Here is a 25,265-nt window from a genome sequence, read left to right as displayed (position 1 = left end):
TCTGCGCCTGCTGCCGTCTGGTGTAGCGCAGGACCGAGCTGAACAACCCGGCATCAAGCCCCCTCACGTGGTTCATGCGCGCGACCGGTTTTGCCGGGCGGCTCCAGAGCCGCAGGATACCGCGCAGGACGAGATAGAGGGCGACGCCGATCAGCAATCCCGGCGCCAGGACCAGAATGAGGTGAATGAACGGATGAACCCAGTCCGGCGTCGTATCATTGTAATCGTATCCGAAGAGGGCGGAGACGTCATGTACGAGGACGTGATACCTGTCCATCAGCGACATTGGAGCGCGCTCAATATCCGGCGGGTGAGGCGAGGTGATCATGCACGATGATGACCCCCCACATCCCGGCATCTCTGTGGCCGGGGACCAGACAGGCAAATTCCAGATTGGTCACGTCTGAAAACTTCCAGATCAGTTCCCCGGTTTCACCGCTGGGTATCGATATGAAGTTGGCGGCGTCATGGGTCATGTCCGGATGCTCCTGCATCCATTGCCGGTTTTCGGTGACTTCATCGAAGGAGCCGAGAAAGAAAGTGTGATCGAGTTTGCCGGAGTTCGTGACCCGAAAGCGGACAACCGCTCCGTTCTCGATGTGAAGCGCATCCGGATCAAAGAGCATGTAACCGCTTCCGGTCTCCCTGACCGTGATGTCGACCGTCCTGTCGGGCGTGGCATCGCCGGGGGGTTCTCCGATCGGGTCATGGTCCGGAAGGTCGTAGGCCCTCAGATGGGGTTGCTGGCTTTTGCCATCGGACGCATGCGCGGAGAGGGCGGACAAGATGAGCGCTGCCGCGAGGGTGCAAGTTTTGAACGATGTCTTCATGTGCTCAACGCCTCCGCAGTAGGGGAAATTCTAGAACCGGGTTTATTCGATCGATTGAAGCCGTGAGCCCAAGGGTTCAGCAAACGTCGGATCTGGGTACTACCGCCGCTGGCGCGGTACACCATCGTCGCAGACGGGCGCCCAACGGGGGAAAGAACGGGCGCGGTGTACGCCCGTTCTGGTATTAACGTTATCGCAAGGCGGTGCTCGCGATCCGCACTGACCGTTTAGTGAGTAACGGAGACTTCGCGGAACATGCCGGATTCGTAATGACCGGGGATCAGGCAAGCAGCTTCGAACGTGCCGTTATTTGCAAATGTCCAGATGATTTCGGCATCTTCGCCGGGCGCGAGCCGGATGCGGTTGGGCTCATTATGACCCATATTCATACCGCTCATATCCGCCATTTCGTTCTTGTGCGCGGCGTTCTTCTTTTGCGAGTCGAGAATGAACTCATGGTCCAACTCGCCCTCGTTGCGGACGACGAAACGGACGGTCTCGCCTTCTTTGAAATCCAGATCGCCGCCCTTGAACAGCATTTCGCCGTCGTCTGTTTCGACCATGTCGATCTCGACCGTGCGGTCCACCGCAGCGGCATCGCCGGGCATGCCGATCTTCATTTCTCCATGGGTGTCGCCGGACTTGTTTCCGTGAGCCGCTTCGCCGGCAAACCCCGGTGCCGCAAAGGAGGAAGCCAGTGCGATTGTCAGCAGTAGATGTTTCATCTGTTTAGTCCTTGGTTGCTTTTGGGTTCAGGTATTGGCCGGAGGACTCATCAGCCCTCCGGATTGCTCCCGCAGGAACAAATCTCAGAATTGAAGGCGTGTACCCATCACGACCGAGAACTCATCTGTATCCCCACCGGCCGCGCGGGTGATGTCCCGCGTGTCGCCGAACGAGGTCTCGTAGTTGACGCCGATATAGGGTGAGACCGCACGGTCGATGAGGTCGTAACTCAGCCGCGCACCGATCTCCATGACTGCGCCACCCGCACCCCGCCCCCGGGCGATGTCATCCTTCAGCGGCATATCGATCTCGATGTTCGGGGTCAGGATCAGACGGTTGGTAAGGAGCAGTTCGTATTCCGCCTCGAAACTGAAGAACGAATAGTCGGAGAGGTAGAGATCGGCGTCGATCTCGAACCACTGCGGCGCGAGCCCTTTTACCCCCACGACAGCCGCGTAGCGTTCCGGAACGCCCTCGGGTGTGCTGGCATAGGCTCCGACCACGCCGCTAAAGAAGGTCGAGATTGGAAACCGGAGACGTAGCTGGTTTTCGAGGCTTTCGAACTCATCGGACGAAAGACCGTATTCAGCTTCGCTGCGCCACACCAGCTTGAGCTCATCCGTGCCGATGAGGGCGTCGAAATCCCAGACAAGGACCTCTTCGTCATCCAGTGCGCGAATTTCCAACTGTTCCGCCTGCACGCCCCAGATCAGCTGTTCGGTCTGTTTGACGGGCTGAGCCTGCACGAGCGAGGCCCAAGGAAGGATGAGGCCGGCCAGTCCGGCGAGTTGACTGTATTTCATTACGTTCGTCCTTTGTATTTCCCGGCTCAAGCCGCGCGTCCCTTGACCACGACCTTGCGGAACATTCCCGCCCGCGCGTGGTAGCTGAGGTGACAGTGGAACGCCCATTGACCGGGGGCGTCGGCCTCGACTTCGATGTCCGTCGTGGCGGCGGGATTGATGTTCACGGTGTGCTTGATGGGATTGCGCGGACCGTGACCGGCATCGATGATCGACCACATCCCGTGCAGGTGCATCGGATGCGACATCATCGTTTCGTTGATGAACCGCATGCGCACCCGCTCGCCGTATCGGAGCGTGATCGGGGCGGCATCGTCGTATTTCACGTCGTTGATCGACCAGATGTAGCGCTCCATGTTACCGGTCAGCCGCAACACGATGGTGCGTGAGGGTGCGCGGTGACGGTAACGAGGGCTGGCGGCGCGCAGGTCTGCGTAGGACAGGAACTTGCCGCCGTTGTACGCGACAGGCGTCAGTCCGCTGCCCGGGACATAGAACGGATCGCCGCCATCAGACATTGCCATTCCGCTCATACTGTCCATGCCGCTCATACCGTCCATTGCGGGCTTCTGCATCTGGGCATGGTTCATGCCTGACATCGGTGCCTTTTTCTTCTGCTGCATCTGCGTGTGGTCCATGCCGTCCATCGCAGGCTTTTGCATCTGCGTATGGTCCATCCCAGCCATCGAAGTCTTTTTCTTCGGCTTTTCCTCTGACGGGGTCATCGCAGGCATCGGGGGCTGCTGGCTGGATTGCATGTTTGAATGGTCCATGCCTGTCATGTCGGTGTGGTTCATTCCGGTCATGTTCTGCATGACGTGGTCGCCCATATCCATACCCATACCGCCCATCATGCCGCTCATGTCGGCCATGGTGAGCAAGGGCTTGGGTCTGAGACGGGGCACGGCACCGGCATAGCCCTCTCTGGGTGACAGGGTGCCCCGAACAAGCCCGTTGCGGCCCATGGATTCCGCAATAATGCTATAGACCTTGTTCTGCGTAGGCTGGACGATGACATCATAGGTCTCGGCAACCGCGACCCGCAGTTCATCCACGGCGACAGGCTCCACATCGTTGCCGTCAGCCTGCACGACGACCATTTTCAGTCCCGGTATCCGCATGTCGAAGTAGGTCATCGCGGAGGAGTTGATGATCCGAAGGCGGACCTTCTCACCGGGCCGGAACAAACCGGTCCAGTTTTGCGACGTGCTGCGACCGTTGATCAGCGAGGTAAATCCCTGCACGTCTTCGACGTCGCTCGGCAGCATGCGCATGCGCCCCCACATGCGGCGCTCTTTCAGCGTCGCCTTGAGACCGTCCATGCGGGCGTCCCGGATCAGGTCCTGAAAAGTGCGCTGCGAACGGTTGTAGTAGTCGGACTGCATCTTGAGGTTCCGCAAGATGCGGTTGCCCGGATGGGGATGTTTGTCGGCCAGCTGAACGACATAGTCGCGGTGCGCTGGTATGCGTTCCCTGCCGCGCGGCTCGATCACGATCGCACCGTAGGCGCCATCCGGCTCCTGAAGGCCTGAATGGCTGTGGAACCAATAGGTCCCGGCCTGCTGGATCGGGAAGCGATAGGTAAAGGTCTGACCGGGGGCGATGCCGTTGAAGCTGATCCCCGGAACGCCGTCCTGACGGAAGGGCACGATAAGTCCATGCCAGTGGATCGAGGTGCTTTCGCTGAGGTTGTTGGTCACGTTTATCGTAACCTCCTCACCTTCCTTGAAGCGCAGGATCGTCGGAATCTGGCTGCGGTTGTAGCCCACGCCCATCTTCTGAAAATCGCCCGTGTTGATGCGCACCGGGTCGACTGTGATATTGTAGGTTCCCTGAGAGGTCACCTGCGTGGAGCCATGCGCGCTCAACGCTTTGGGCATCGCAAAAGCCGCAGCCGCAGCCAAGCCGAACTGACGCCGCGACAACCCCTTCGCCAGCTCTTCAGAGGTACTGAGCGCCGTATCCCAGAGGGCCAGCTGCTTTCTATTGAAGAATTGCATTCGTTTTCCTTGTATTAGTCTGTCTGAAAGGTGCCGCAGCGCGCGTGCTCAAGGGTTCGACGGCGTTTTGGAGGTCAGTCGCACCCGGCTCGGCACAGTTCGCTTCGAACACGGCACGTGCCGGGGGGCGTTTACGCGCGGTTCTGCCTTGCAACTTGCGAGGGTCAGCGCGGGGCCTGTTTCGAGTTCTGAATTTGTCGGATCCATGATTCACGTGCCCTCCGTGGAACTGGAGGTTTTATAGCCGGAACGCCTGCAAAGGATCAAGAATACATATGGTTACATATGGGGTTAGGGTGTGCTGACCGTCGGTAGGGTGGGTGGTTGCTGATGTGATTTGCTTTGGTTCGGGAAGGGCGAAGGGGCGCCTACGCAGTTGCCCGAAGGTTCGCGAACGCGCTTGATGTAGATCATCTTTCGCTTGCTATGCCCGGTTTCCAGAGATGATCGGCGAAAGACAGGCTCATCCAAGAATTGATCAACAACTCATCTGGAGATAGCGATCAGACGTTGATAGAGGCTATCGCGGACCTGGTTCGGAGGACTTTACTCGCTGCAGCAATACATCCCTGAAATAACCTGCGTGCAGCGTCAGAAAGCGAGATCGTGTGCCAATCAGACATGCTTGTGTTTTTCTGAGATTTATTAATGCAGCGGATTGCAAAAACTCTCGCTGTGCGCTCTGAGGCTACAGCCTTTCCAAGCTTCGCCCTTGTAAGCCAGTTCATTCGGAATATCCGCTAAATGCAAGTGTTTGGGACGGAACTCATACCAAGCCGTAGAACTCCACAGCGCTGCGAACGCTGCAACTTTTCCTAGTTTAAAGACAGCAAGGTGCTCAATATGACCCGAATAGTGATAATCAACCATTACGGTTCAACCACAGGCACCGGTATGGGCGGACGGCATCACTATTTCGCCCGGGAGTTAGCGCGCAAGGGCCATACAGTAACATTAGTCGCCGCTCGATCACATCACCGGCATTGCCAAGTTGTTGTGTCGTGGAGCCCCTGCTACAGGATCTCGGATGAAAATGCCGTCATCCATGCCGCGCCTGAAGGGCTTTCGCTTTCCCCGGGAGATCATTGCCTATGCCGTCTGGGCCTGGCACCGTTTTGCTTTGAGCACGGCGGACGTCGAGGACCTTTTGGCCGAGCGCGGCGTGATCGTGAGCCGCGAGAGCATCAGGCTTTGGGTCAACCGCTTTGGCGGGCATTTCTCGACCCGCATCCTACGAGACCGGCCAGCGCCTTCAGACAACTGGCATCTGGACGAGGTGGTTATCCCGATCCGTGGCAAGAAGCACTGGCTGTGGCGGGCCGTGGATGCCAATGGCGACACGCTCGACATCCTCGTGCAAACCCGCAGAAATGCCAGGGCGGCAAAGCGCTTTCTGGCAAGGCTCATCGCGCAGTTCGGCCAGCCCCGTGTGGTGATCACCGACAAACTGCGCAGCTATTTTGCGCCGATCCGGAAGCTCGCTCCCGACGCCGATCATCGGGCACACAAGGGCTTGAACAACCGGATCGAGGGCTCACATAGACCAACGCGACGGCGAGAGAAAATCATGGGGCGCTTCAAGTCCCAACAACAGGTGCAGAGATTCCTCGCGGCCCATGATCAGATAAACACCCTCTTCCGTCCCCGTCGCTATCGTCTCACCGCATCTTCATACCGCCACGCACGGGCTGACGCCTTCAGCCTGTGGAACGACTATGCGCTCCAGATGACCGCATAAGCGCTCACGCCACGCCCCCTTGCGCCCACGATCACCCAACTTGGCAATGCCCTCTGGATGGGCGTCTTCATCAAAGGCGGCGAGGTAGGCCTCGAAGGCCATGTCGGCTTGCATTTCGGCGAGGTCGATGGATTGTTCGAGTGTCATGATATGATCCTTTCCGTTGATCGTCGTTGGACGGATCGTGGAAAAGACCGGGGGCATGAGAGCGGGCTGCACCCGGCACGGGGCGGAATGAAATGGAGCACGACAGGGGCAGGTTTGTTGTGGGCGATGCCCCGCAGCGCTCAAGGCGTCAGCCGCCCAGAAACCTGCCCCCCGGCGTTGCCGACCGCTCGACCCCGGGCTAGCGATCTGAAAGGCCAACAGGTCGACGGAAAGGCGCGCGGCGGTGGCCCTGACGTGATACTTCGTCCCCCGGACACATGACGTTGATCTGCGGCTACACCCACGCGGCACAGGGTGAGTTCGCCGCCCCTGGCAGCTTCGCCAAGACGACCCAGGCGCGGATTGCTCGACCGGCGGAAGGGGAGCGCTTGTCTCGCCCAGCGGGCCGCCAGTTCTTCCTGCGGACATTCGGTTCCGACTCGGGTTCGCGCGATGCACGTTGTCACTGAACAGAAAGATCAAAGCCGCATCTGCGACCTATCCAGCTTCCTACCCGCCACGGCGACGTCGTCCGGAATATGCCGCAACCTTCAGACACGGGTTTCGGACCCGAACCATTGTCGTTTCTTGAAACGAGAAAAAGCCAGACCGCCGGAGCGGTCTGGCTGTTGGCTTAGGCGGCGTCCTTTGGCCCCCAGGGGATGACGGCCTGCAGGGACAGATCGTCCTGGTTCGCGGCCTTGCCGAGGTTGGCGTTGAAGCCGTGGTCGCGAATGGTCAGCGTGTAGTAGTCGGCGCCGGTCTCCTTGTTCTGTTTCTTCCAGATGCCGCCGCACTCGACCAGCTTGCCGCGCGGGGAGCGGCCGAGGACGCGGTGCGTGGGGGCCATCGGGTTCGCGCTTGCGACGGGTTCGACCGTGATGTCGAGGTCGAAGGTCAGGGTCGAGATGGAGCCGACCCCCTTGGCGGTTTCGATGTCGGCGCTGGTGAATTTGATGCAGTTCGTGGTCATTGCTCTTCTCCTTGTTTGCGTTGCAATGATGGTCACCTTGCAGCTGGCCAAGGCCCGGCCACACCGCAGGCGGAGCGCAGCGGAGAGGGGCAGGCGCCGGTCTTTTTGCTCCGCGAGGAATGGCCCGCAGGGGCAAGGGAAAAAGATCGGCGACAACCTTTGTGGACGGGGCGACAGCTGCGACCAGCATGTCATGCAACTCAGACAAAAGGAGAAGAGCGGTGGCGGCGAAGGAAGGTAGGGGAACGGCCGAGGGAGGCGCTGCAGGGCGGGCGATGTCTTCTCTGTCCTCTTGCCCCGATCCGAATCCCGACCAGTCAGAGCTTTGCTGTCCCTGCCTCACGTGCCACGACGGCTGGTTTCCGTGGCAACCCGATGTGTGTTGTCTTGAAGCGCAGCATGGAGAACGTCGAAGCTTCGACAACCTGTTCGGATCACCGGGATTTCGAACTGACCCTCTACGGCAACCCGATAGCTTGGGTTTGCACAGCACGACCATCACCGGCCTTCTGCCAGCTTCGGTCAATGCAATCCGGCGGTCGTCGGACATCGTTTGCGACCCATGATCGCGGCGCGGAGCTGCGTGTCCGGCAAAGCGAGGACCAACAGCGGCCGAGACGCGAGGTACGTGATCACTGATGTCACACGCCCGCCCCAGCGACCGTTACCGAATGGCCGAGATGAAGCGTTACCACGACCGTGCGACGGCTGGTCGGGCTGGCTCCGGAGGAGACGGCGCGGCCAGCGGCACGTCGCAGGGAGAGGCGGCGTTTCAGCTCGGGGAGGGCGGCTGCGCGCAGCCGACCGAGTAGGGCGCGGTCCTGACCAAAGGGCAGGAGGGGCCAATAACACTAAAACCTAAGATTTGCGCATCACAAAACCCTAAAGATCGTTCGACACATACACCTAAATCATGTACGACGCTAAAACCTAAATCTCGAACGGAGCCGAATAATTATGCCGAGTGCCGCAGAGAAGCTTGCAAGCTCCTTGGAAGAGCTCGAGACACTACAGTCTGGTGGTTCGATTGCCATTCGCTCCAAAGACATGTCACGCACTCACCGCGAACGGCTGCTGAAGGCAGGCTTCCTGAAGGAAGTCATGAAGGGCTGGTACATCCCATCACGCCCCGATGAAAACGCCGGTGAGAGCACAGCATGGTACACATCGTTTTGGGGATTCTGCGCACAATACCTGTCAGATCGGTTTGGCACTGACTGGTCTCTGTCTCCTGAACAGTCCCTCATCATACATGCTGGAAACACGACAGTTCCTGCTCAGCTATTGGTAAGAGCGGTCAAGGGCGGAAACTCTAAGACCGATCTGCCCCACAACACGTCGCTTTTTGAGACGCGCGCAACGATCGCGTCAGATGAGGCGCTCGAAATCGTCGACAATTTACGCCTATTCTCCGTCGAGGATGCCCTAATCCTCGTTCCCGAGGTCTTCTTCCAAAACCATCCGACAGAAGCGCGCACTGTGCTTGCTATGATGCCAGATGCCTCACGGCTGCTTGGCAAGCTGTTGGACGGGGGGCACACGCGAGCGGCCGGCAGGCTTGCTGGTGCTTTTAGAAGCATCGGGTCCGAAAAGGTCGCAGACGAAATCCTTGCGGCGATGAAAGCCGCTTCGCATGACGTTCGCGAGATCAACCCCTTTGAGCAGTCGATTCTTGTGCCAAACGCCGGGCGGATCACCTCGCCCCACGTGCATCGCATCCGCTTGAAGTGGGAGAGCATGCGCGACGATGTTATTGATCTCTTTCCAAAGGCCCAACCCATCACCAATGACATCGACGCCTATCTCAAGCAGATCGACGAAATCTATGTCACGGATGCGTATCATTCGCTCTCCATTGAGGGCTATCGTGTCTCGCCGGAACTGATTGACAAAGTGCGTTCGGGGACCTGGAACCCAGAAACAGATGAGCAAGACCGAGCGCTGAAAGACGCCCTTGCAGCGCGTGGATATTGGGAAGCATTTCAGAGAGTGAAGGAAAGCATTCGGGCAGTTCTGGAAGGTGCTGACGCGGGTGAGGTTGTTGAGCGCGATCTGAGTGATTGGTATCGCAACCTATTCGCACCGTCTGTCACAGCGGGCATCCTGAAGGCCTCTCAACTTGCAGGCTACCGATCGTCCCCTGTGTACATTCGGCAATCCCAGCATGTCCCAATGAGTCCTGAGGCAGTTCGAGACTGCATGCCGGTCTTCTTCGACCTACTCAAGGCGGAAGATGACCCGACTGTTCGGATCGTCCTTGGACATTTCATCTTCGTATTTATCCATCCGTTCCTGGACGGGAACGGTCGAATAGCGCGCTTTCTGATGAACGTCATGATGGCCGCTGCCGGGCAACCATGGACAGTCATCAAGCTCGAACAGCGCGCGGCTTACATGGCCGCTTTAGAGACAGCGAGCGTGAGGGAAGATATTCGACCGTTTGCAGCTTTTCTGGCCGAGACAAGGGCAGCGCAATGACAAATAAATATGTTCTGGTCATGGGAAGCGCCAATGACGCCGAACGCCAGCCATTCAAGTTCTACATTTGAGCGAGTCCGACGATGAGAAACACTCATTCTGCAGCTACCGTTAAGACGCCAAGCCTGATCGACATCGCTGAGTTGCGCGTCTAGCTCATGCCAGTAACCCTAACCCCAATACGGCAGAAAGATTGTTGGTCGGGCTCCACTTGGACGATTGAGGACGAGGACCAGCTTGCTGAGCTCCTGGCCCGCGTCGCAATAGGTCAGTCGCGAACAGTGGAGCGCATATTGCGCGCCACAGGCGATTTGCCCGCGCGCTATCCCAAAGGCGGTTTCGAAGGTGCGCGAAAGCTTTTGACCGTCGGCACTGGCGACAAGACCTACCATCGGGATGGTTGGGTTTTTCAGGTCATTGCGTGGATCGCCGCTCACCGTTTCGACGATGAGGCTCTCATACGGGCTCCACAGATGATTAAAGCGGACAAAGGGTTGGATGGCCTCATTATTGAGTTCGACAGCGACGGCATTGCCCATGTTGTCATCTGCGAAGAGAAGGCGACCAAGAACCCTCGGAACCAAGTTAAATCAAAGGTCTGGCCGGAGTTTGAGCAGTTTGAAACAGGCGGACGAGACAACGAACTCATTGCGTCGGTAACTTCGCTACTTGAGGTATCCAGAGACCCAGACCCCGACGGGACTGTTGCCGATATTCTATGGAATGAAAAACGGGCATACCGCGTGGCGGTGACCGTTGGTGGCAAATATGCATCGGCAAAGGGACGCAAGGGCTTGTTCAAAGGGTATGAGAAGTCTGTACTGGGTGACGTAGCACGCCGGCGCGCCGAAACCTTAGTTTTGGAAGACGTTCGCGACTGGATAGATTGTGTAGCGGAGAAAGCGCTCGTCAAGATCGACAGTGCCGAGGCGGCAGCCAATGTATGATCCCGCAACGTCCGAACTCATCAGGTCCACCCCAGACTTGCCCGACCTGGACCGCGAAGGTTTGCCTGACCGACTTGCACGTGCTTTCGCCGAGATCGTATCGGCAAGGGTACTGCTTCGCGAGAGTGAAAATGGGGAAGAGCTTCTCGAGGGCACAATTCGATTTGCACGCCGGTTGGCGCAGACCAATGAAGCATTGGTAGCCATTAATCCCGATAGAGAAAACCGGGCAGCGGCAGGCTTTGTTGCCGCAACGGCTTATCAGTTGGTTCATCAAGCGATCGCTCTACGGGACTCGGACCAGCCAGTTTCATTTGTATCGCCGAATACGATCAGTCCGGATGTTTCGGCAATGCTCCTGTTCTTGGTAGCCGGGGCATCGGCTGATGCTGCTGAGGTGGCAGACTCTATCCGCATCCCGAGCGGCGATTGGCTGCAGTCGGAACTGATTCTTCACTTGATCATGCTCGCAAAAGGACAAGTTGGTCGTATTCGGAATCGAAAGCGACCGCCCCAAGACCGACTCGTCTCGGGTACCGGTGGCGAGCGAGCCAATGCAGCGCTCTACTATCGACTCTTGCGAGGTGTGCGAGCCTTGGCCTTCGTGCTGCAAGGGCGTCGAGTGAGGGGGATGGTCGATCCAATTGCAGTCTTCTCTGAAGTAAAGTCGCTCGCCGCCGGCGCATCAGATCTGGAGGATACATTCCCCGAAGGTGCAATCGCTGTCTTTCCCGGACCGTTCCATTTGGCCAGTCTCTTGATCGCTGCAGGCTCCGCCCTGATGGAAAGCGCCGTCGTTAACCTACCGCCTCCGGATGGCGTACCTGAGGATCGTTGGACCGAGGCCATGAAAACGGTTGCCGAGACGCGCCCGTATCTGTGGCGTAATCACAAGGACGCCGTCGCCCAAGGGTACCTCAAGATTGGCACATCTGCTGCGATAGGGTTCCCCACTGGAGCCGGGAAGTCGACGACCGCACAACTCAAAATTCATGCAACTTTGTTATCCGGGCGCAAGGCGGTATTCCTAGCTCCTACGCACGCTCTCGTTGATCAGACAGCACGGGACCTGCGCGGTGCATTTCCGCGGGCAACCGTTCGCGGTGAACGTATGGACGAATTCGGGTTTTCTGGGGATAGCGACGAGTTGCCGGACGTCATGGTGATGACTCCAGAAGCCTGTCTCCTTACCAGTCATATGGAACCAGAGCGGTTTGATGACGTCGGTCTTTTGATCTTCGATGAATGTCATCTGATGCATCCGAGCACTGACGGAGACCGGAGAGCAATCGACGCGATGCTATGCATCTTGGGGTTTACCCGCGTTGTACCGGACGCCGATATCGTCCTGATGTCGGCTATGATGAAGAACACATATGAACTGAGCGGTTGGCTGGCGGAGCTGACAGGTAGAAACTCTCTTGCTCTCGACAATGCATGGAAACCAACCCGGCAACTAAGGGGATGCGTCGTTTACGATGAAAAGAGACTTGCTGACCTGCGAAAACTCTTGCGGAATGCTCGCGCAAAAAGCTCCACTGCGGGGGTTCCTGCTGCGGTAAAGCGCAAGCTGACGGCAAAACCAAACGCGTTCTTCAGCGTGAAGCAGACATGGGCGTCACAGGTTCGCCGCGACTATGCTCTTGTACCACTCTTGAACGAAACACTTCAGCTTTCGACAAACAAGTTCTGGAAAGTGACGCCCAACTCCGGTGTCGTTGCATCTTCAGTCGCTGCTGCAGCCGCTGGAGCAGGGCTACGAACTCTCGTCTTTTCTCAATCCATACCGAATGCCTTTTCTATATCAGAAAAGGCCGGGGCAGCGCTTGATGAATGTAGTGTCGAACTGACTGAAACTGAGCAGCGTCTGTATGAGATTTCCGTCGATGAAATGGGTGGTGCTGATCAGCTGTACTTGACTCTTGTGGGCGGAAAATTGGCATCCCAGGCTGCGACGCACCATGGACAATTGCTTCCTGAGGAACGCCAGCTAGTGGAGGCGCTGTATAAGCGAAAGGGGGCGTTGGCCGTGCTCGCAGCGACCCCGACGCTCGGTCAAGGTATGAACTTGCCTGCCGATTTGGTCATCATAGCAGAAGACAGCCAATTCGACGCCTCTTCCGGTCGAAAAGACCTCCTGGGCCCAGAGGACCTGCTAAACGCAGCCGGTCGTGCCGGCCGGGCAGGCGAAAGCGCAACCGGTATCGTTCTAGTCATCCCCGGACAGGTCGTCGGCCTGGACGATGCTGAGAACAAGATCGGGTCAAGATGGAGTAGGCTGCGAGACATATTTGGCCAAACCGATCAGTGTTTGGTGCTGGACGATCCATTTACGGCCCTAATGGACCGTATCCACAATAGCGCAACTGAAATCGGTGACTTGGAGCGTTACGTCGTCGCGCGCTTGGCAGAAACTGATCATGGCGACGATGGAAAAGTTGACATACGACTTGGCCTCGCGAGGAGCTTCGCGGCTTATCGTAAACGTCAAGATGCGGACGAAGACTGGGTTGAAAGCAGAACTGCCGCAGCACTTTCACTTCTGAAGAGCGATGATGGAGACCTAGCCGTTGAGCAATTGTCTTTGCGCAACACCGCATCCATGTTGGGGCTGCCGGAGGATATTCTGGACGACATGTCAAAGGCTCTCAGCAAGCACGGTTTTAGAAACTTCAAAACCGTCGAAAGCTTGTGCGATTGGGTGTTCGAGTGGCTGATGGTTAAACCGGAGTACCTGGTTCGCTTGGTCAAGTTGGAGACCCTGGAGTATCTCTTCGGAACGGAAATCAAGAAGCTAAAGGATGATCAATCGCGTGCATCCTACTCACTTCCGAAGCTTCGCGCGGCCTTGAAGGACTGGATGAACGGTGCGCCGCTCAAGAAAATTCAAAAGCGGCTTTCTGACAAAACACGCGACAAGAAGCGCTCTACGAGTGCTCGAAAGTTCGTGATTAGACTTGTTCCTGATCTCGCCCATCTCATGGGGGCGCCGCTTCAAATCCTTCAGGGTCATGTCAACGTGCATTCGGCGGAAAAGACAGAACCGTGTACAGCGATGGTGTTTGCCAATCGTTGCGTAAGGCGGGGATTTTCAAATGCTGAGATGGCCGCGTTTGGGTCACTTATGTGGTCAGCCAAATGGTCGCGGCGTGAAGTCCATCGACATTTCGCAGAAATCGTACCCTATCTCAAACCGGCTGCGGTTAGTGAATCTCAAGAGGCATTGGAAGCACGCGTGGAGTCCGCTTCTGATAGCGAACTAAACAATAGAGATCTGGACGACCTCATCTAATCAGCAAGATTGGACGGCTCGACAATTTCCAATTCCGGCAGATCCCGCAGGCTCTGCAGATCGAACGTCACCAGAAACGTCTCCGTCGTCACGAAGGTATGCGGCGCCCCGGGCCGCGGCGACCGGGGCCCGCTGGCGATCAAGTCCTTGTACCGCAGCCGGGCCAGAAGATCGCGACTGACCTCCTTGCCGAAGATGTCGGCCAGCCCGGCGCGGTCGATCGGCTGGTGATAGGCAATGGCGCAGAGCACCCCCATCTCCATCTCGGTAAAGGCGAGGGACTGGTCACCAAGGTCGGCGGTGGTCTTGATCGCATCGGCAAACTGCGGTCGCGTGCGGAACATCCAACCGCCAGCCACTTGGGCCAGTTCGTAAGGACGACCCGTCAGCTCGGCCTGGATGTCCTCGATCAGCATCTCCACGGAGGCCCCCTGCCCCACCACGCGGGCCAGATCTTCGCGACTTACCGGTGAGGCACTGGCGAAGAGCACCGCTTCGACCCGGCCCATCCATTCGCGCCAGCGCAACTCCTGCGGCAGGTCCTCGAGCTCGCGGTCAAAAACGGCGCCGCTTTCATCCGCCGGTTGCCGTTTCCTCGTTGCCGTCGTCATGGCGCGATCCCATAGAGCCGGAAAGTAGGCCGCCCGGTCAGTTCTCGCGCCACGCCCAGCTCGACCAGCCGGTCGCAGAACCGCCGCGCGGCACGATCTGTCATGGAGATCGACGTGCCGCGAACAAGTGGTGACAACTGTCACTGTACCCTAATTAATCAGAATCTGCGGATTCAGGGTCATTTTGGGCATTTTTGTACCCTTAATTGCAGTATATCCACAGGCCCGGTGCTTCAGGATTTGACCGCATCTGAGCACCTCCAAATTGCATCGGCCCGCGCCAGAAGCGCTTGACGATCTGCCCCAGATCCAAGCTCGGAGATGGCCTGCCGGGCTGCTCGTAGAGCGCTTTCTGACGCTCTCGACTTGCTCGTTCTATGTTCTTCCTGTTCCGGCAGATGTTCTGTTTCCCGCCGTCCCGGAAGCCGCTGGTCGAGGTCATTCGACAGAGCACGCATCCGTTCAATCACCCGACCATGCTGCGGAAAGGCGCGGCGTAACCCCCGAACCGCCCAATAGTTTCCTCTCAGAATGAGGGTAGCGCCCACAATGGGACGGGTCACGCCGACACCAACCGCGGCAAGTGCCATCAACCTTTCGCGCCCGTTCCCAGATGTGAGCGACCCCAGATTCCCGATCTCCAGCGCTGCCAAGAGATGCAAGGTCAAATCCACCCGGCGCAACCGCGCGGGATTGTTCGTGGTGACGGCGGACTTCAGAGCTTTGGCACCGCGATCAGCGCGCGCAAGAAGCCGACCTGATACGGCTACTTTTGGATACTGGCAAGTTCATCCAATCAGGAGCGTCTCTTTGCTTTTTTCACTAATTCTTGCAGTTATCGCCATCGTTTCGAGTAGTTGGATACATCTTGCGGTCATGCGGTGGGTATCGGTTGGCATGGCAAAGATACCTTTGGAGCCGTTCAATCGTGTCATGATGGCCGTACTGATCCTGTTTTTCGCGCATTTCGCCGGAATAGTTGTCTTTGCAGGCATGTTTGGCGTCGGTCACCAGCTTTTGAGCATCGGCGGCTTTTCCGGTGAGAGCGTTGATACCGTTCTGGATTATTTTTATTTTTCCGTCGTCAGCTATACGTCCCTTGGTCTTGGCGATATTTTCCCGACAGATCACCTGCGTCTTCTGACGGGCGTCGAGGCCTTGACCGGACTGTTGCTGATCGCGTGGTCAGGTGCATATCTTTTCGCGATGATGAACGGCTTTGGGATTGGCCCCCCTGCGCCGAGCCTGACAAACCGAAAAAATGAAAAAGGGCATACCCGACACCTGCTAGCCGGACGCGCCTTTTTCAGGAGGGCTATAGCACTTTCGAGAAGTGTTTCAGTGGTCTTCGCTGGGTCGTGGTGCAGTCCAGCGCGACAGATAAATCCGTTGGAACACAAAGACTGATGTGATCGCAATCACAGCGTACACAACAATGAGCGGATCGGATTGCAGCTTCATAGCTGTAAAGGCCACCAGCACCACAGCGTCAAACAACAAGGCCAAGACGATGACAAATGCTTTCGCTTCAACCTCTTTTCGCATGAAGCGCAAGACGCCCCAATGGACGATCATGTCCATGATCAGATAAAAGAAAGCCCCCAATGACGCGATCCGGGTCAGATCAAAAAACACCGCAAGGATAGAGGCGATCACCACCGTATAGACCAGCGTGTGACTGCGGATAGGTCCCGACATCCCGAAATGCCGGTGCGGGATCATGTTCATATCGGTGAGCATGGCCAGCATCCGCGACACCGCAAAGACACTGGCAAGAACACCAGACGCCGTCGCAACAGCCGCCAGCACGACGGTAAAATAGAACCCCGCGTTGCCAAGTGCGGGTGCGGCGGCCTCAGCCAATGAATAGTCTTTGGCCGCGATAATCTGGTCTATCGTCAGGCTTGATCCGACCGCAAAGGCCACAATCAGATAGACAACAACACAGATCGTGATCGAGATAATGATCGTGCGGCCAACATTGCGGTGCGGATTGATGATCTCGCCGCCGCTGTTGGTGATCGTGGTGAACCCCTTGAACGCCAGAATGGCAAGGGCCACGGATGCTATAAAGCCGGTGATATCAAATCCGCCAGACGCCGTGCTCGCCGCGGCGAATTGAAACCCGCTTGCCCAAAGTGCTGCTATGCCGAACAACGCGATACCGCCAATCTTGAGCACCGCCATAATCAGCGAGAGCAGTCCAACCGATCGGCTACCGGCGATATTGACGAGAAAGGCAAAAAGGATCACCCCAACGGCAAGGATCGGCACCAGCGGACCACCAGTTATGTCGAAGGGTCGCAAGACATAAGTCGCAAAGGTTCGCGCAACGAGGCTTTCGGAGATCACCATTGACAGCGCCATCAACAGCGCCGCCGCTGCGGCAATTGCACCCGGTCCGTATGCCTTTTGCAGGATCATCGCGATGCCACCCGAAGACGGAAACGCATTCGACATCTTTACGTAGCTGTATGCACTGAAACTTGTGATGATCCCGCCCACGACAAACGCCAATGGAAAGAGCGGTCCGGCCAGCTGCGCGATCTGACCTGTCAGCGCGAAAATACCGGCTCCGATCATCACGCCGGTGCCCATCGCCACCCCGCCGCTTAGGCTGATGGAGCCTTTATTTTCAGTGTCGCCGCCGTGTTGATGATCCATTTAGAACGCCTTCATTTTCGATTTGTTGCGGGTTTTGCAATGGGCGGACGATCCGGCGGCGCGATCCGGTAATCGCGCTTGTCGCTCAACAAAGGATTGGGCGTCCGCACCAAGCATATCTCGTTGTTTACAGTATAGATAAGTGAGCTGGGAAGTGAAGGTCTGAGCTGGACTGTGTCTCAGGGATTTGGGGCGATCCAGAGCAAGAGCTACCAAAAAAATCATGCCGGTCCGTGCACGACATATGCATCACGATGCACATCTGCCGCGCACGGACCGGCTTTGGTTTTTTCGGACATCGTTACCTGATGCTGGCGCCGAGATGGTCTAGCTACAACAGCAGCCACCGGATTTTGCAGCAGGTGTTTTGACGGATGCCTGTGATGCCGCTGGGGCATCTGCAACCTGGCTGGCCTTGTTTCCACCGCAGCATCCTCCGCCTTTGGCGGTTTCAACTTCAGATGGTTCGGTTTTGGTTGTTGTCTGGTCTATTTGGGCCTCCTGACACTAAGGGTACATATATCAGACGCCATAAGCGCCACTTCGTTACAGTGGAATAATCGTTGCCCGTTTTTTTTCGCGTCAATTTTGGGCAACGACCCGTAACGGTGTTCAAAATTGAATCAGGTGTTACAAAAATGCGGGCGCCCTGCTTCCGGCGGGCGGATTTTCGTCGTTACAGTGCAGCAGGAAAATCTTCCAGTAAGGAAAAATGATGCGATCTATTTTTGCGACTTCCGCCGTCGTCATCGGTCTGGGCTTACCCGGCGTGACAATGGCTCAGGAATTAAGTCTGTCCGCAGGCGCAACCCTCACCAGCCGATATGTTTTCAACGGCATTGAACAGACTACCGGCGCGGCGTTCCAGCCTTGGGCGGAGGCCGAGTACGAAGGTTTTTATGCAGGCGTCTGGGCGTCAAACACTGCCAGATCAATTGTTGGCAGTTCTGTTGAGGTGGACCTCTATCTGGGCTATCGCAATGAAGTCGGCAAGTTCAACTACGATCTGGGATATACCCGATACTATTATCGCAACCCGAGCAATGACTGCTGCGGAGAGGTCATCCTGTCATTGGGGTACTCCGTACTGGATCCGCTGGATGTCGGCCTTCGGTTTGCGCATGACCCCGTTGCGGATTACGTTAATTCAAGCGTCTCGATCGACTACGCATTCGATGACAAATTTGGTGCTTCAGCCAACTACGGCACGATCAGCAATGGGGGACACGACTACTGGAGTGTCGGTGGCAGCTATGCGATCTCCGATAACTTTGGCATTGACGCGTCATGGCATGACACCAGTATCAGTGACGGATTGTTGATTGTATCGCTGACCACCGAATTCAGCCTGCGCTAAGTTTTCCAAGACGGACAAAGCGCCGTATCCGGCTTTTGCTGGACGCGGCGCTTTGCGTTGCGCTGTCAAAATTTGATGATCCATGTCGGTTATGCATGAACCACATTGAAGGTTTGCGATCAACTGGGCAACAGCCCCGCAAATGCCCCCATAGACAGGGTAATCAGGACAGTGACCGTCGCCACGACAACAAGCAGGGCGTGTGGTGACGGGGTGTCCATGCCGGTTTTTGAGCTTGCGGTCTGATACATCGGCACCACGATGCGCAGATAAACACCAAGCGCCAGCACGGAATTCAGGATGCCGATCACCGCAAGCCAAAGGAACCCTGCCTCAACTGCAGAGGTGAACAGATAGACTTTGCCGACAAATCCAAACAGCGGCGGGATGCCGGTGAGCGACAGAAGGAATATCACCATCGACAGCCCCATAATTGGTCGATTGCGGCCAAAACCGCGCATGTCGACAAGGGTGCGTCCAGCTATCATCACAATGGCAAAAGCACCCAGGTTCATTGCGACATATGCGGCACCCATGATGATAATCCCCGGGACCGCAAGTGGGCTGGCGCCGAGTGCCACAATGCCGAGCAAGAAATACCCAGATTGGGCGATCGAAGAATAAGCGATCAGCCGCACCAGATTGGTCTGTACCAACGCTGTCAGATAGCCATAGGTCATTGTGATCGCTGCGATCATTGCGATCACCAGTGGCCAAGCGCTGCCGACGGGCATGTCGCGCAGCACCTGCGCAAAGGCAAAGATTGCCGCGAGCTTGGTGATAACCGACAGGTAGGCGGCAATGGAAACCGGCGCCCCGTCATAGGCGTCAGGTGCCCAGAAGTGAAACGGCACAAGCCCAGCTTTGTAGCCGAGGCCGATGATCACTGCGACCAGGCCCGCAATGGCGATCAGCGGCTTGTCCTCCAGCGCCGCGAGGTCCGAGAACAGCGTCGATCCCACGCCCCCGAACCAAAAGCTCAGCCCGTAGATCATCACGGATCCGGTGACAGCCCCGAAAACAAGATATTTCATCGCGGCCTCTGTCGCCGCATCATCGCGCGGGAAAGCCACCAGCGCAAAAGAGCCTAAGCCCGTCAGTACCACACCCAATACAAGCAGCATTGTGTCGCCGCCACCGGACAGCGTCAGCGCCCCAAGAGTAACAAGGCAGATCAGCGCATAGACGCTGCCCTCGCGCTCCTGTCCGGCGATTTCGGCGCGCGCCATCAACAGCGCCAACGCTGTGCCAGGCAGCAGGATCAGCTTGGCCCAGCCCGAAATCAGGTCGATCCGGTAAGTGCCGCTGAACACGGTTGTGTCGGCGTGCAGGACCGGCAATGTCAGCAGCGTTGCCGCCGTCAGCCCCGCCAGCCCGAGGACCAGAACCAGCCGCGCCGCGCGCGCCATCTCGGCCACGATCATCAACATGGCCACAGATGCCAGCAAAAGCTCAGGGATCAGAAAAGAAAGTTCGCGCCCCATCAGAAGCTCAGGCTTGCCATAGTTGTGTGGATCATATCGATCAACCAGCCGGGGGCCACACCGACCAGCACCGTCAGAATCAAAAGAGGCACAATCACCAGCTTCTCCCTGCGGTCTAGATCGCGCATTTCCAGCCATTTCTCGTTCTCGGAGCCAAGGAACACGGCGGCGATGGCGCGCAGATACAGGCCTGCGGTTACCACGATGGCAAGGATAGCTATGATCGCCCATGGAGCGGTATTCAGGGTCGCCAGAAACACCTGAAACTCTGCAGGGAAATGCGCCAACCCCGGCAAACCAAGTGAAGCGAACGCCATCAGGATGAACGACCAGCCCAACCACGGCACACGGCCCAGCAGACCACCAAATTCACTCATATCGCGGCTGTGGGCGCGGTCCTGCAACATGCCCAGCAAAAAGAACAACGCGCCTGTCACCAGACCGTGGCTGACCATCTGCAAAGTCGCACCGTCCAATGCAATTGTGCGGATACGCAAATCAACGGTAAGCGCGGCCACCGCCACACCCATCACGACATAGCCCATGTGGTTAATCGACGTGTAGGCAATCATTTTTTTCAGATCAGACTGTGCCAGTGCGGCGAAGGCCCCGTACAGCGCGCTGACCACCCCCACCGCTAGGATTACCTGACCGGCTTGCGCAAATGCCTCAGGCGTCATTTGCAAAGCAAAGCGTACCAGTCCGTAAGTGCCGAATTTCAGCATCACACCGGCCAGGATCACGCTGCCCGCCGTGGGTGCCTGAACATGTGCGGCAGGTAGCCAAGTGTGCACCGGAAAGGCCGGTATCTTGACTGCGAAGGTAAACAGCATCGCAATCAGCGCAAGCATCGCCGCAATGCCTGTCAGAGGTGGCATGTCGATCCAGACGCGCATGTCGAAGGTGCCACTGCTCAGATACAACCCGATAATCGCGAGCAACAGCGGCAACGACCCCAGCAACGTATAGATAAAGAACATCAGCGCGGCGCGCTGTCGGTCTTCATATCCCCATCCGGCGATCATGAAATACATTGCCTACCAGCGAGACCTCGAAAAAAACATAAAACAGCAGTCCGTCAAGCGCCATAAACGTGCCAAGTGCGGCCGTTTCGAGCATAAGCATCAACACAACATAGCTTGGCGCACGATCGCTGATCCGCGCCGAGTAGATCGCTGACAAAAAGAACAGCAACGACGTGAGCAACACCAACGGCAGGCTCAACCCGTCCAGTCCCAACCGATAAGCGGCACCAATGGCCGGTATCCACGCGAGTTCCTCAATCTGGGCGAAACCGCCCGCAATAGTGCCGCGCGACCAGATCACAAGCGTGAGCATGAATACGATACCCGTGCAGATGTGACAATGCGGCACCTGACAAAAACGCCACATCTTCAGAGGTTTCACCATGCTTAGAGGTGACCCAGTCGGGAATTCGCATTAGCATGTCGAGGTCTGCGAGAGGTCGGGCATTGGCAAATGTCATGCGTAATTCCTACCGCGTTGCGGCGCTTTTGGCCACAAAATAGCGCCCTAAGCGCCCCATCTTGTCGTTCTCCATTATGTCCAATAAGTTTACATTATCGGACATATGTAGATATGTTGCCAAACAGTTCAATGTCGTTGTCGGATGACCGGAATTGATGAGATTCAAGCACTTCCCTGAAAAACGAGTCGGGGTTCATGAGATTCTGTACCGGTATTTATGAGACTGGATGAGTCGATATTTGCGAGACTGGCGCTGTCTCGCGGCTTTTTCGTCAGACTGGCGTACTCTCTCGTCGCGCTGAGCGCGCCAGAACCGGGCCGAGATGCTTCGCCTCAACGAGAGAGGCCATGGGCTAATCGCCTGCCGGACCCGTCCCTGCCCCTCCGCATCGCTCACGAGCATGACTGAGATCGCCCAATTGACCGGATCCTCAATGATCCGCCCGATGCCGACCGTCAGCGCGAAACACTGCAAGAGCGAGCCCTGCGCCAGGGCGTGGAGACCGGGTCGCACCGGCTTGGCAAGCACTGGCGCCACCTGATCGTATTCGGGAACAACGACCGTCAGCGCCTGTCGGAGGATCGGCGTGGTCAAAAAATCATGATAGTCCCGCCGGTCTTCCAGAGACATTCGTGGCTGCTCGCCGACGTTCGGCGGCGAGGCGCGGCGATGCCGTGCCGTCAGAACCTGGAGCACGTCGGGCGCTTCGAGATCACCCTGCTCCGCGCCGCGCGCCCAGGCATCGAGATGCGCGGCACCGGCCTCGGCATGCCCTTCAAGTTTCTTGAAGCAATCCGTACCGAAGCGGTCGGACAGGGTCTCGCCGGTGGCGTCCCGAAATTCCACGCCATGCACCGGGCAGCGGAATCGCCACGGCAGCGCTGTGGGTTTGCGTTGCGGTTCTTCGGGACAGTGCGGGCAGTAATACCGGTTCTTCCGCGCGATCATCATGCGCGCCGCAGCCCCCAACTCCAGGAAAGTCATGGCCTGCACCGCCTCGAGCGCGAGACCGGTGCGGGCCGCAATCAGGGCCCCCTGCCCTTCCGAAAGACGCCATTCCAGGTCGAACACGTCGTGCCCCTTTAGACCAAGTGCGGCGACAAACTCGGCAACCGTCATGGCGTAGAACGGGGCCATGCGCGCGATCCAGGAGGACAGCCGCTCGTCGGTCTCTGGGGAGTATACGACCGGCAGGCGCCCGCCCCCCGTCACACCGGCTCTCCCAGGACAGCCTGTAACCGGTCGCCGCCCAGGATATCGCGCGAGAGGATACGTTCTTCGCCGCTTTCGATGGCGGCGATCGCCAATTGTGACAAGATCCAAAAGATGCCCGAGGTGATGCCGCCGGTCACCTTGATCATCCGCGTCAGCGCCTTCTCGTCGATCTGGCTTTGGCGCCGAAGCGGCAGCGTGCGCGCGAGCGTGCTCATCAGCCCATTCAGATCCTCGCCCTCCCGCCAGGGCGGCAGGGCAAAGGCCTCGAAGCGACGCACCAGCTGATCATCGGTGCGCAGCGCGTTGCGAGCCTGCGCTGTACCGACACAGACCAGCGGGATGCGCAGCTCGTTGCCCAGAAAGCGCAGCATGTTCAGGAAACGCGCCTGTTCGCGGATCGTCCCCGCCTGCAGACTGTGAATCTCGTCGATCACCAGCATATGAGGGCGCAACTCGGTGAGCAGGCGCAGTGCCAGGCTTTCAAGGACAGCAAGCGTTGCGCGGGGAGGTTCCGGGGCACCAATTGCAGCCAGAATTCGGCGGTAGAAGCGCGATTCATCAGGCCCAGACACCATCTGCACGGCGACGACCGGCATATGCAGCCGTCCGCTGGTCTCGTCGAAGCACGATGCGTGATCGCGGGTGAACTTCTCGATGATCATCGTCTTGCCCATGCCGCTGTCGCCGACAATGAGCAGGTTCGGCATGCGGGCGCGCTCGGGAAAGGACATCAGCGTTTCCAGCTTCTCCAAGGCAGCCTCGGCCCTGGGATAGGAAATCCAGCGGTCGGCGCGAATCCGGTGAATGCGCTCCTCGAAGCTGAGCGCGGCGATCTCGCCAGCCCCCGGATAGAGATGCGGGAACTCAATCATCCTCGTACCACTCCTCGACCTTGAAGCCAGGATGACTGAGGAACGGGCTCCCCTCCCCTTCCGGCGCAGGCAGAGCTTCTGGCGCGGCGATATCCGGTGTCACATCGATCATCGGCAGAGGGGCGAGATGCGACCGTCGAGCCTGATGGCGCCGTATCGCCTTTGTCTGCCGCTCGGCGCTGTCGACGAGGTCGCGCTGCGCCTCGATCGTCCTGAAAATAAGCTCCTCATCTACCGACCGGCGCCCGGCCTCGCGCAAGGCGCGCCGCGCCGCGCAGTGCTCCCAGAGCGTGACCGCAGGCCGTGTCAGATCCGCCGGTCGGGCTTCGATGATCCCGCCCTCTGTCAGCACGAAGATGCGCGAAAGATCACGCGGGTCGTATTTAAGCGTGAACTTGCGGCTTTCCCGGCCCATCAGCCAGCGCAACTCGTCCGCCCAGTAGCGGATGTGGAAGAGATGCAGGCCGTCACGCTGCAGGACACGTTGCTCCGAGGGCAGGAAATCGACGAGGAACTGCCTCAGATCGGCGGGCATGCGGAGTTGGGCCTCTTCCACCCGCGTGGCCCAGACCACTGCAGGTGTGGTTTCCAGCGCGCTATGGACCCGCGCATGGTAGGAGCCGGTAATTTCCAAGGCGAGCCAGGTTTCCAGTTCATCGAGCGTCATCACCGCCTCGGCTTCAGCGTCGAGGTCGCCGCGATCGAAAATGTTCGAAAAATGCGACCCCGGCAGCAGGTGAACCGCGCCCATCACGGTGCCGATCAGCCGCTCGATATGCCCGCCATAGCGCGGCGTACCGGGCGGGCGGTACTGCAGGTCGATCTGGTATTCGGAACAGGCAAGCTGAAAAGCCCGGGCATGGAACTCCGCGCCATTGTCCACGTAAATCGCGTTCGGGATGCCCCGCGTTGGCCAATCCGTGCTGATTCCACGCGCTGTGAGCCAATGCGATTTGTCCATAACCACATGGGTCAAACACAGTGCGACGGCCAGTAGCGATGGCGGCTCCAGCGACAGGTAAAACCCGAGAACCATGCGGGTATTCACGTCGATCGCGACCGTCAGCGTCGGCCGGCCGAGTGGGCGTCGCGTCACCGGATCTACCACTGTCACGTCAGCCTTGGTGTGGTCGATCTGGACGATATCCAGCAGATCGCTGGCGACCAGCATCCCAGGCGTGGCCAGATAGCGGCGCTCAGCCTTGTCCTTCCCCTCCCGCCTGGCCATGAGTTTTGCCTGATCCTTCCGATCCAGCCAGCGGCCAAGGCGTCTGATTGAAGGAGGTGCCAGCCCTTTCGCCTTGCAGTCGGCTGCAACCTCGCGCCAGAATCGGGTCTTGGTCGGTTTGCGGCGGGTGGCATAGAACGCCTTGAAATGATGGGTCACGATCTCTTCCACCGCCGGGTTCAGCGGCCGCATGCCAGGTTTGGGCCCCCGAGTGTCCGGCAGAAGTGCGCTGGTCCGCCCGTCCTCGCGGAACTGCTTCACCAGACGAAAGAGCGTCGATCGGCTCACATTCAACTGGCGCATGGCCCAGTCGACATTGCCTTGAGTGAGCTGGGCCGGCAGCTCAGCGAGCACCCGGGCGCGGTACCCAGCCTCTTCCCAATCCTTGTCAGTCGAAAAATTATCGGACAT

At 58.0% G+C, this 25,265-nt stretch carries 20 protein-coding genes and 1 pseudogene; 6 read left to right on the top strand and 15 right to left on the bottom strand.

Features of this window, described 5'->3' with window-relative positions; genetic code table 11:
- Nucleotides 1-296: 296 nt before the first annotated feature.
- The 4 genes from T8A63_RS20820 to T8A63_RS20805 all read right to left on the bottom strand — a co-directional run bounded on the left by T8A63_RS20820 (nucleotide 297) and on the right by T8A63_RS20805 (nucleotide 4,359).
- Nucleotides 297-830, bottom strand: coding sequence for a cupredoxin domain-containing protein (locus T8A63_RS20820; protein ID WP_009827248.1), 534 nt, complete (start codon nucleotides 828-830; stop codon nucleotides 297-299).
- A gap of 227 nt (nucleotides 831-1,057) precedes the next feature.
- On the bottom strand, nucleotides 1,058-1,555 hold the full coding sequence (locus T8A63_RS20815; protein WP_009827247.1) for a cupredoxin domain-containing protein: 498 nt from the start codon (nucleotides 1,553-1,555) through the stop codon (nucleotides 1,058-1,060).
- Between the two features lie 84 nt (nucleotides 1,556-1,639).
- Entirely contained in the window at nucleotides 1,640-2,359 is a 720-nt protein-coding gene (locus T8A63_RS20810; RefSeq protein ID WP_009827246.1) for a copper resistance protein B, read from the bottom strand.
- Nucleotides 2,360-2,385: 26 nt separating this feature from the next.
- Nucleotides 2,386-4,359, bottom strand: a complete 1,974-nt coding sequence (locus T8A63_RS20805) for a copper resistance system multicopper oxidase (protein WP_322346491.1) — start codon at nucleotides 4,357-4,359, stop codon at nucleotides 2,386-2,388.
- A 1,027-nt stretch (nucleotides 4,360-5,386) separates the two neighbouring features.
- Here T8A63_RS20805 and T8A63_RS20800 point away from each other — a divergent pair.
- On the top strand, nucleotides 5,387-6,097 hold the full coding sequence (locus tag T8A63_RS20800; RefSeq protein ID WP_322346489.1) for an IS6 family transposase: 711 nt from the start codon (nucleotides 5,387-5,389) through the stop codon (nucleotides 6,095-6,097).
- Here the strand turns inward: T8A63_RS20800 and T8A63_RS20795 are convergent.
- Together T8A63_RS20795 and T8A63_RS20790 are read right to left on the bottom strand one after the other, a co-directional pair.
- Entirely contained in the window at nucleotides 6,029-6,244 is a 216-nt protein-coding gene (locus T8A63_RS20795) for a hypothetical protein (RefSeq protein ID WP_067623429.1), read from the bottom strand. The genes T8A63_RS20800 and T8A63_RS20795 overlap by 69 nt on opposite strands.
- Before the next feature lie 634 nt (nucleotides 6,245-6,878).
- Nucleotides 6,879-7,217: a DUF736 domain-containing protein gene (locus T8A63_RS20790; RefSeq protein ID WP_008335621.1), complete on the bottom strand. Its 339-nt coding sequence runs from the start codon at nucleotides 7,215-7,217 to the stop codon at nucleotides 6,879-6,881.
- A 957-nt stretch (nucleotides 7,218-8,174) separates the two neighbouring features.
- On the opposite strand from T8A63_RS20790, the gene T8A63_RS20785 reads away from it, so the two are divergent.
- The 3 genes from T8A63_RS20785 (at nucleotide 8,175) to T8A63_RS20775 (ending at nucleotide 13,934) form a co-directional block, all read left to right on the top strand.
- Nucleotides 8,175-9,695 carry a Fic family protein gene (locus T8A63_RS20785; protein WP_009827239.1) on the top strand — a complete coding sequence of 507 codons (1,521 nt, stop codon included), beginning with the start codon at nucleotides 8,175-8,177 and terminating at the stop codon, nucleotides 9,693-9,695.
- A gap of 293 nt (nucleotides 9,696-9,988) precedes the next feature.
- Nucleotides 9,989-10,642 (top strand): hypothetical protein, encoded by a 654-nt coding sequence (locus tag T8A63_RS20780; protein WP_201721928.1) that lies wholly within the window; start codon nucleotides 9,989-9,991, stop codon nucleotides 10,640-10,642.
- Nucleotides 10,635-13,934 carry a DEAD/DEAH box helicase gene (locus T8A63_RS20775; protein WP_322346485.1) on the top strand — a complete coding sequence of 1,100 codons (3,300 nt, stop codon included), beginning with the start codon at nucleotides 10,635-10,637 and terminating at the stop codon, nucleotides 13,932-13,934. Before T8A63_RS20780 ends, T8A63_RS20775 begins: the two co-directional genes overlap by 8 nt.
- On the opposite strand, the gene scpB is transcribed toward T8A63_RS20775, so the two are convergent.
- Nucleotides 13,931-14,545, bottom strand: coding sequence for an SMC-Scp complex subunit ScpB (scpB, locus tag T8A63_RS20770; protein WP_067625356.1), 615 nt, complete (start codon nucleotides 14,543-14,545; stop codon nucleotides 13,931-13,933). The genes T8A63_RS20775 and scpB overlap by 4 nt on opposite strands.
- Nucleotides 14,542-14,649: pseudogene (locus tag T8A63_RS20765) on the bottom strand (DUF1403 family protein); the annotation flags it as partial. The pseudogene T8A63_RS20765 and the gene scpB, both read right to left, overlap by 4 nt.
- A 445-nt stretch (nucleotides 14,650-15,094) precedes the next feature.
- Here T8A63_RS20765 and T8A63_RS20760 point away from each other — a divergent pair.
- Nucleotides 15,095-15,952, top strand: coding sequence for an ion channel (locus T8A63_RS20760; protein WP_322346483.1), 858 nt, complete (start codon nucleotides 15,095-15,097; stop codon nucleotides 15,950-15,952).
- On the opposite strand, the gene T8A63_RS20755 is transcribed toward T8A63_RS20760, so the two are convergent.
- A complete protein-coding gene (locus tag T8A63_RS20755) occupies nucleotides 15,884-17,209 on the bottom strand; it encodes an APC family permease (RefSeq protein ID WP_009827230.1) in 1,326 nt (441 codons plus the stop codon). The two genes, T8A63_RS20760 and T8A63_RS20755, sit on opposite strands and share 69 nt — an antisense overlap.
- Before the next feature lie 715 nt (nucleotides 17,210-17,924).
- On the opposite strand from T8A63_RS20755, the gene T8A63_RS20750 reads away from it, so the two are divergent.
- Nucleotides 17,925-18,566 carry a TorF family putative porin gene (locus T8A63_RS20750; RefSeq protein ID WP_037954961.1) on the top strand — a complete coding sequence of 214 codons (642 nt, stop codon included), beginning with the start codon at nucleotides 17,925-17,927 and terminating at the stop codon, nucleotides 18,564-18,566.
- Nucleotides 18,567-18,685: 119 nt separating this feature from the next.
- Here T8A63_RS20750 and T8A63_RS20745 read toward each other — a convergent pair whose 3' ends face one another.
- The 6 genes from T8A63_RS20745 to T8A63_RS20720 all read right to left on the bottom strand — a co-directional run bounded on the left by T8A63_RS20745 (nucleotide 18,686) and on the right by T8A63_RS20720 (nucleotide 25,265).
- Nucleotides 18,686-20,050, bottom strand: a complete 1,365-nt coding sequence (locus T8A63_RS20745) for an NADH-quinone oxidoreductase subunit N (RefSeq protein WP_009827228.1) — start codon at nucleotides 20,048-20,050, stop codon at nucleotides 18,686-18,688.
- Nucleotides 20,050-21,075: an NADH-quinone oxidoreductase subunit M gene (locus T8A63_RS20740; protein ID WP_322346480.1), complete on the bottom strand. Its 1,026-nt coding sequence runs from the start codon at nucleotides 21,073-21,075 to the stop codon at nucleotides 20,050-20,052. The genes T8A63_RS20745 and T8A63_RS20740 overlap by 1 nt, the downstream gene beginning before the upstream one ends.
- Entirely contained in the window at nucleotides 21,053-21,388 is a 336-nt protein-coding gene (locus T8A63_RS20735; RefSeq protein ID WP_322346479.1) for a hypothetical protein, read from the bottom strand. Before T8A63_RS20735 ends, T8A63_RS20740 begins: the two co-directional genes overlap by 23 nt.
- Before the next feature lie 343 nt (nucleotides 21,389-21,731).
- On the bottom strand, nucleotides 21,732-22,676 hold the full coding sequence (locus T8A63_RS20730) for a hypothetical protein (RefSeq protein ID WP_322346465.1): 945 nt from the start codon (nucleotides 22,674-22,676) through the stop codon (nucleotides 21,732-21,734).
- 71 nt (nucleotides 22,677-22,747) lie between these two features.
- On the bottom strand, nucleotides 22,748-23,626 hold the full coding sequence (locus tag T8A63_RS20725; protein WP_322346467.1) for a TniB family NTP-binding protein: 879 nt from the start codon (nucleotides 23,624-23,626) through the stop codon (nucleotides 22,748-22,750).
- Entirely contained in the window at nucleotides 23,619-25,265 is a 1,647-nt protein-coding gene (locus tag T8A63_RS20720; protein WP_322346470.1) for a Mu transposase C-terminal domain-containing protein, read from the bottom strand. The genes T8A63_RS20725 and T8A63_RS20720 overlap by 8 nt, the downstream gene beginning before the upstream one ends.

The sequence above is a fragment of the Sulfitobacter sp. OXR-159 genome (assembly GCF_034377145.1).
In the GTDB taxonomy this organism is placed as follows: Bacteria; Pseudomonadota; Alphaproteobacteria; order Rhodobacterales; family Rhodobacteraceae; genus Sulfitobacter.
Note: the sequence above shows the minus strand (reverse complement) of the source record. Positions and strands in the feature narration are given on the sequence as shown.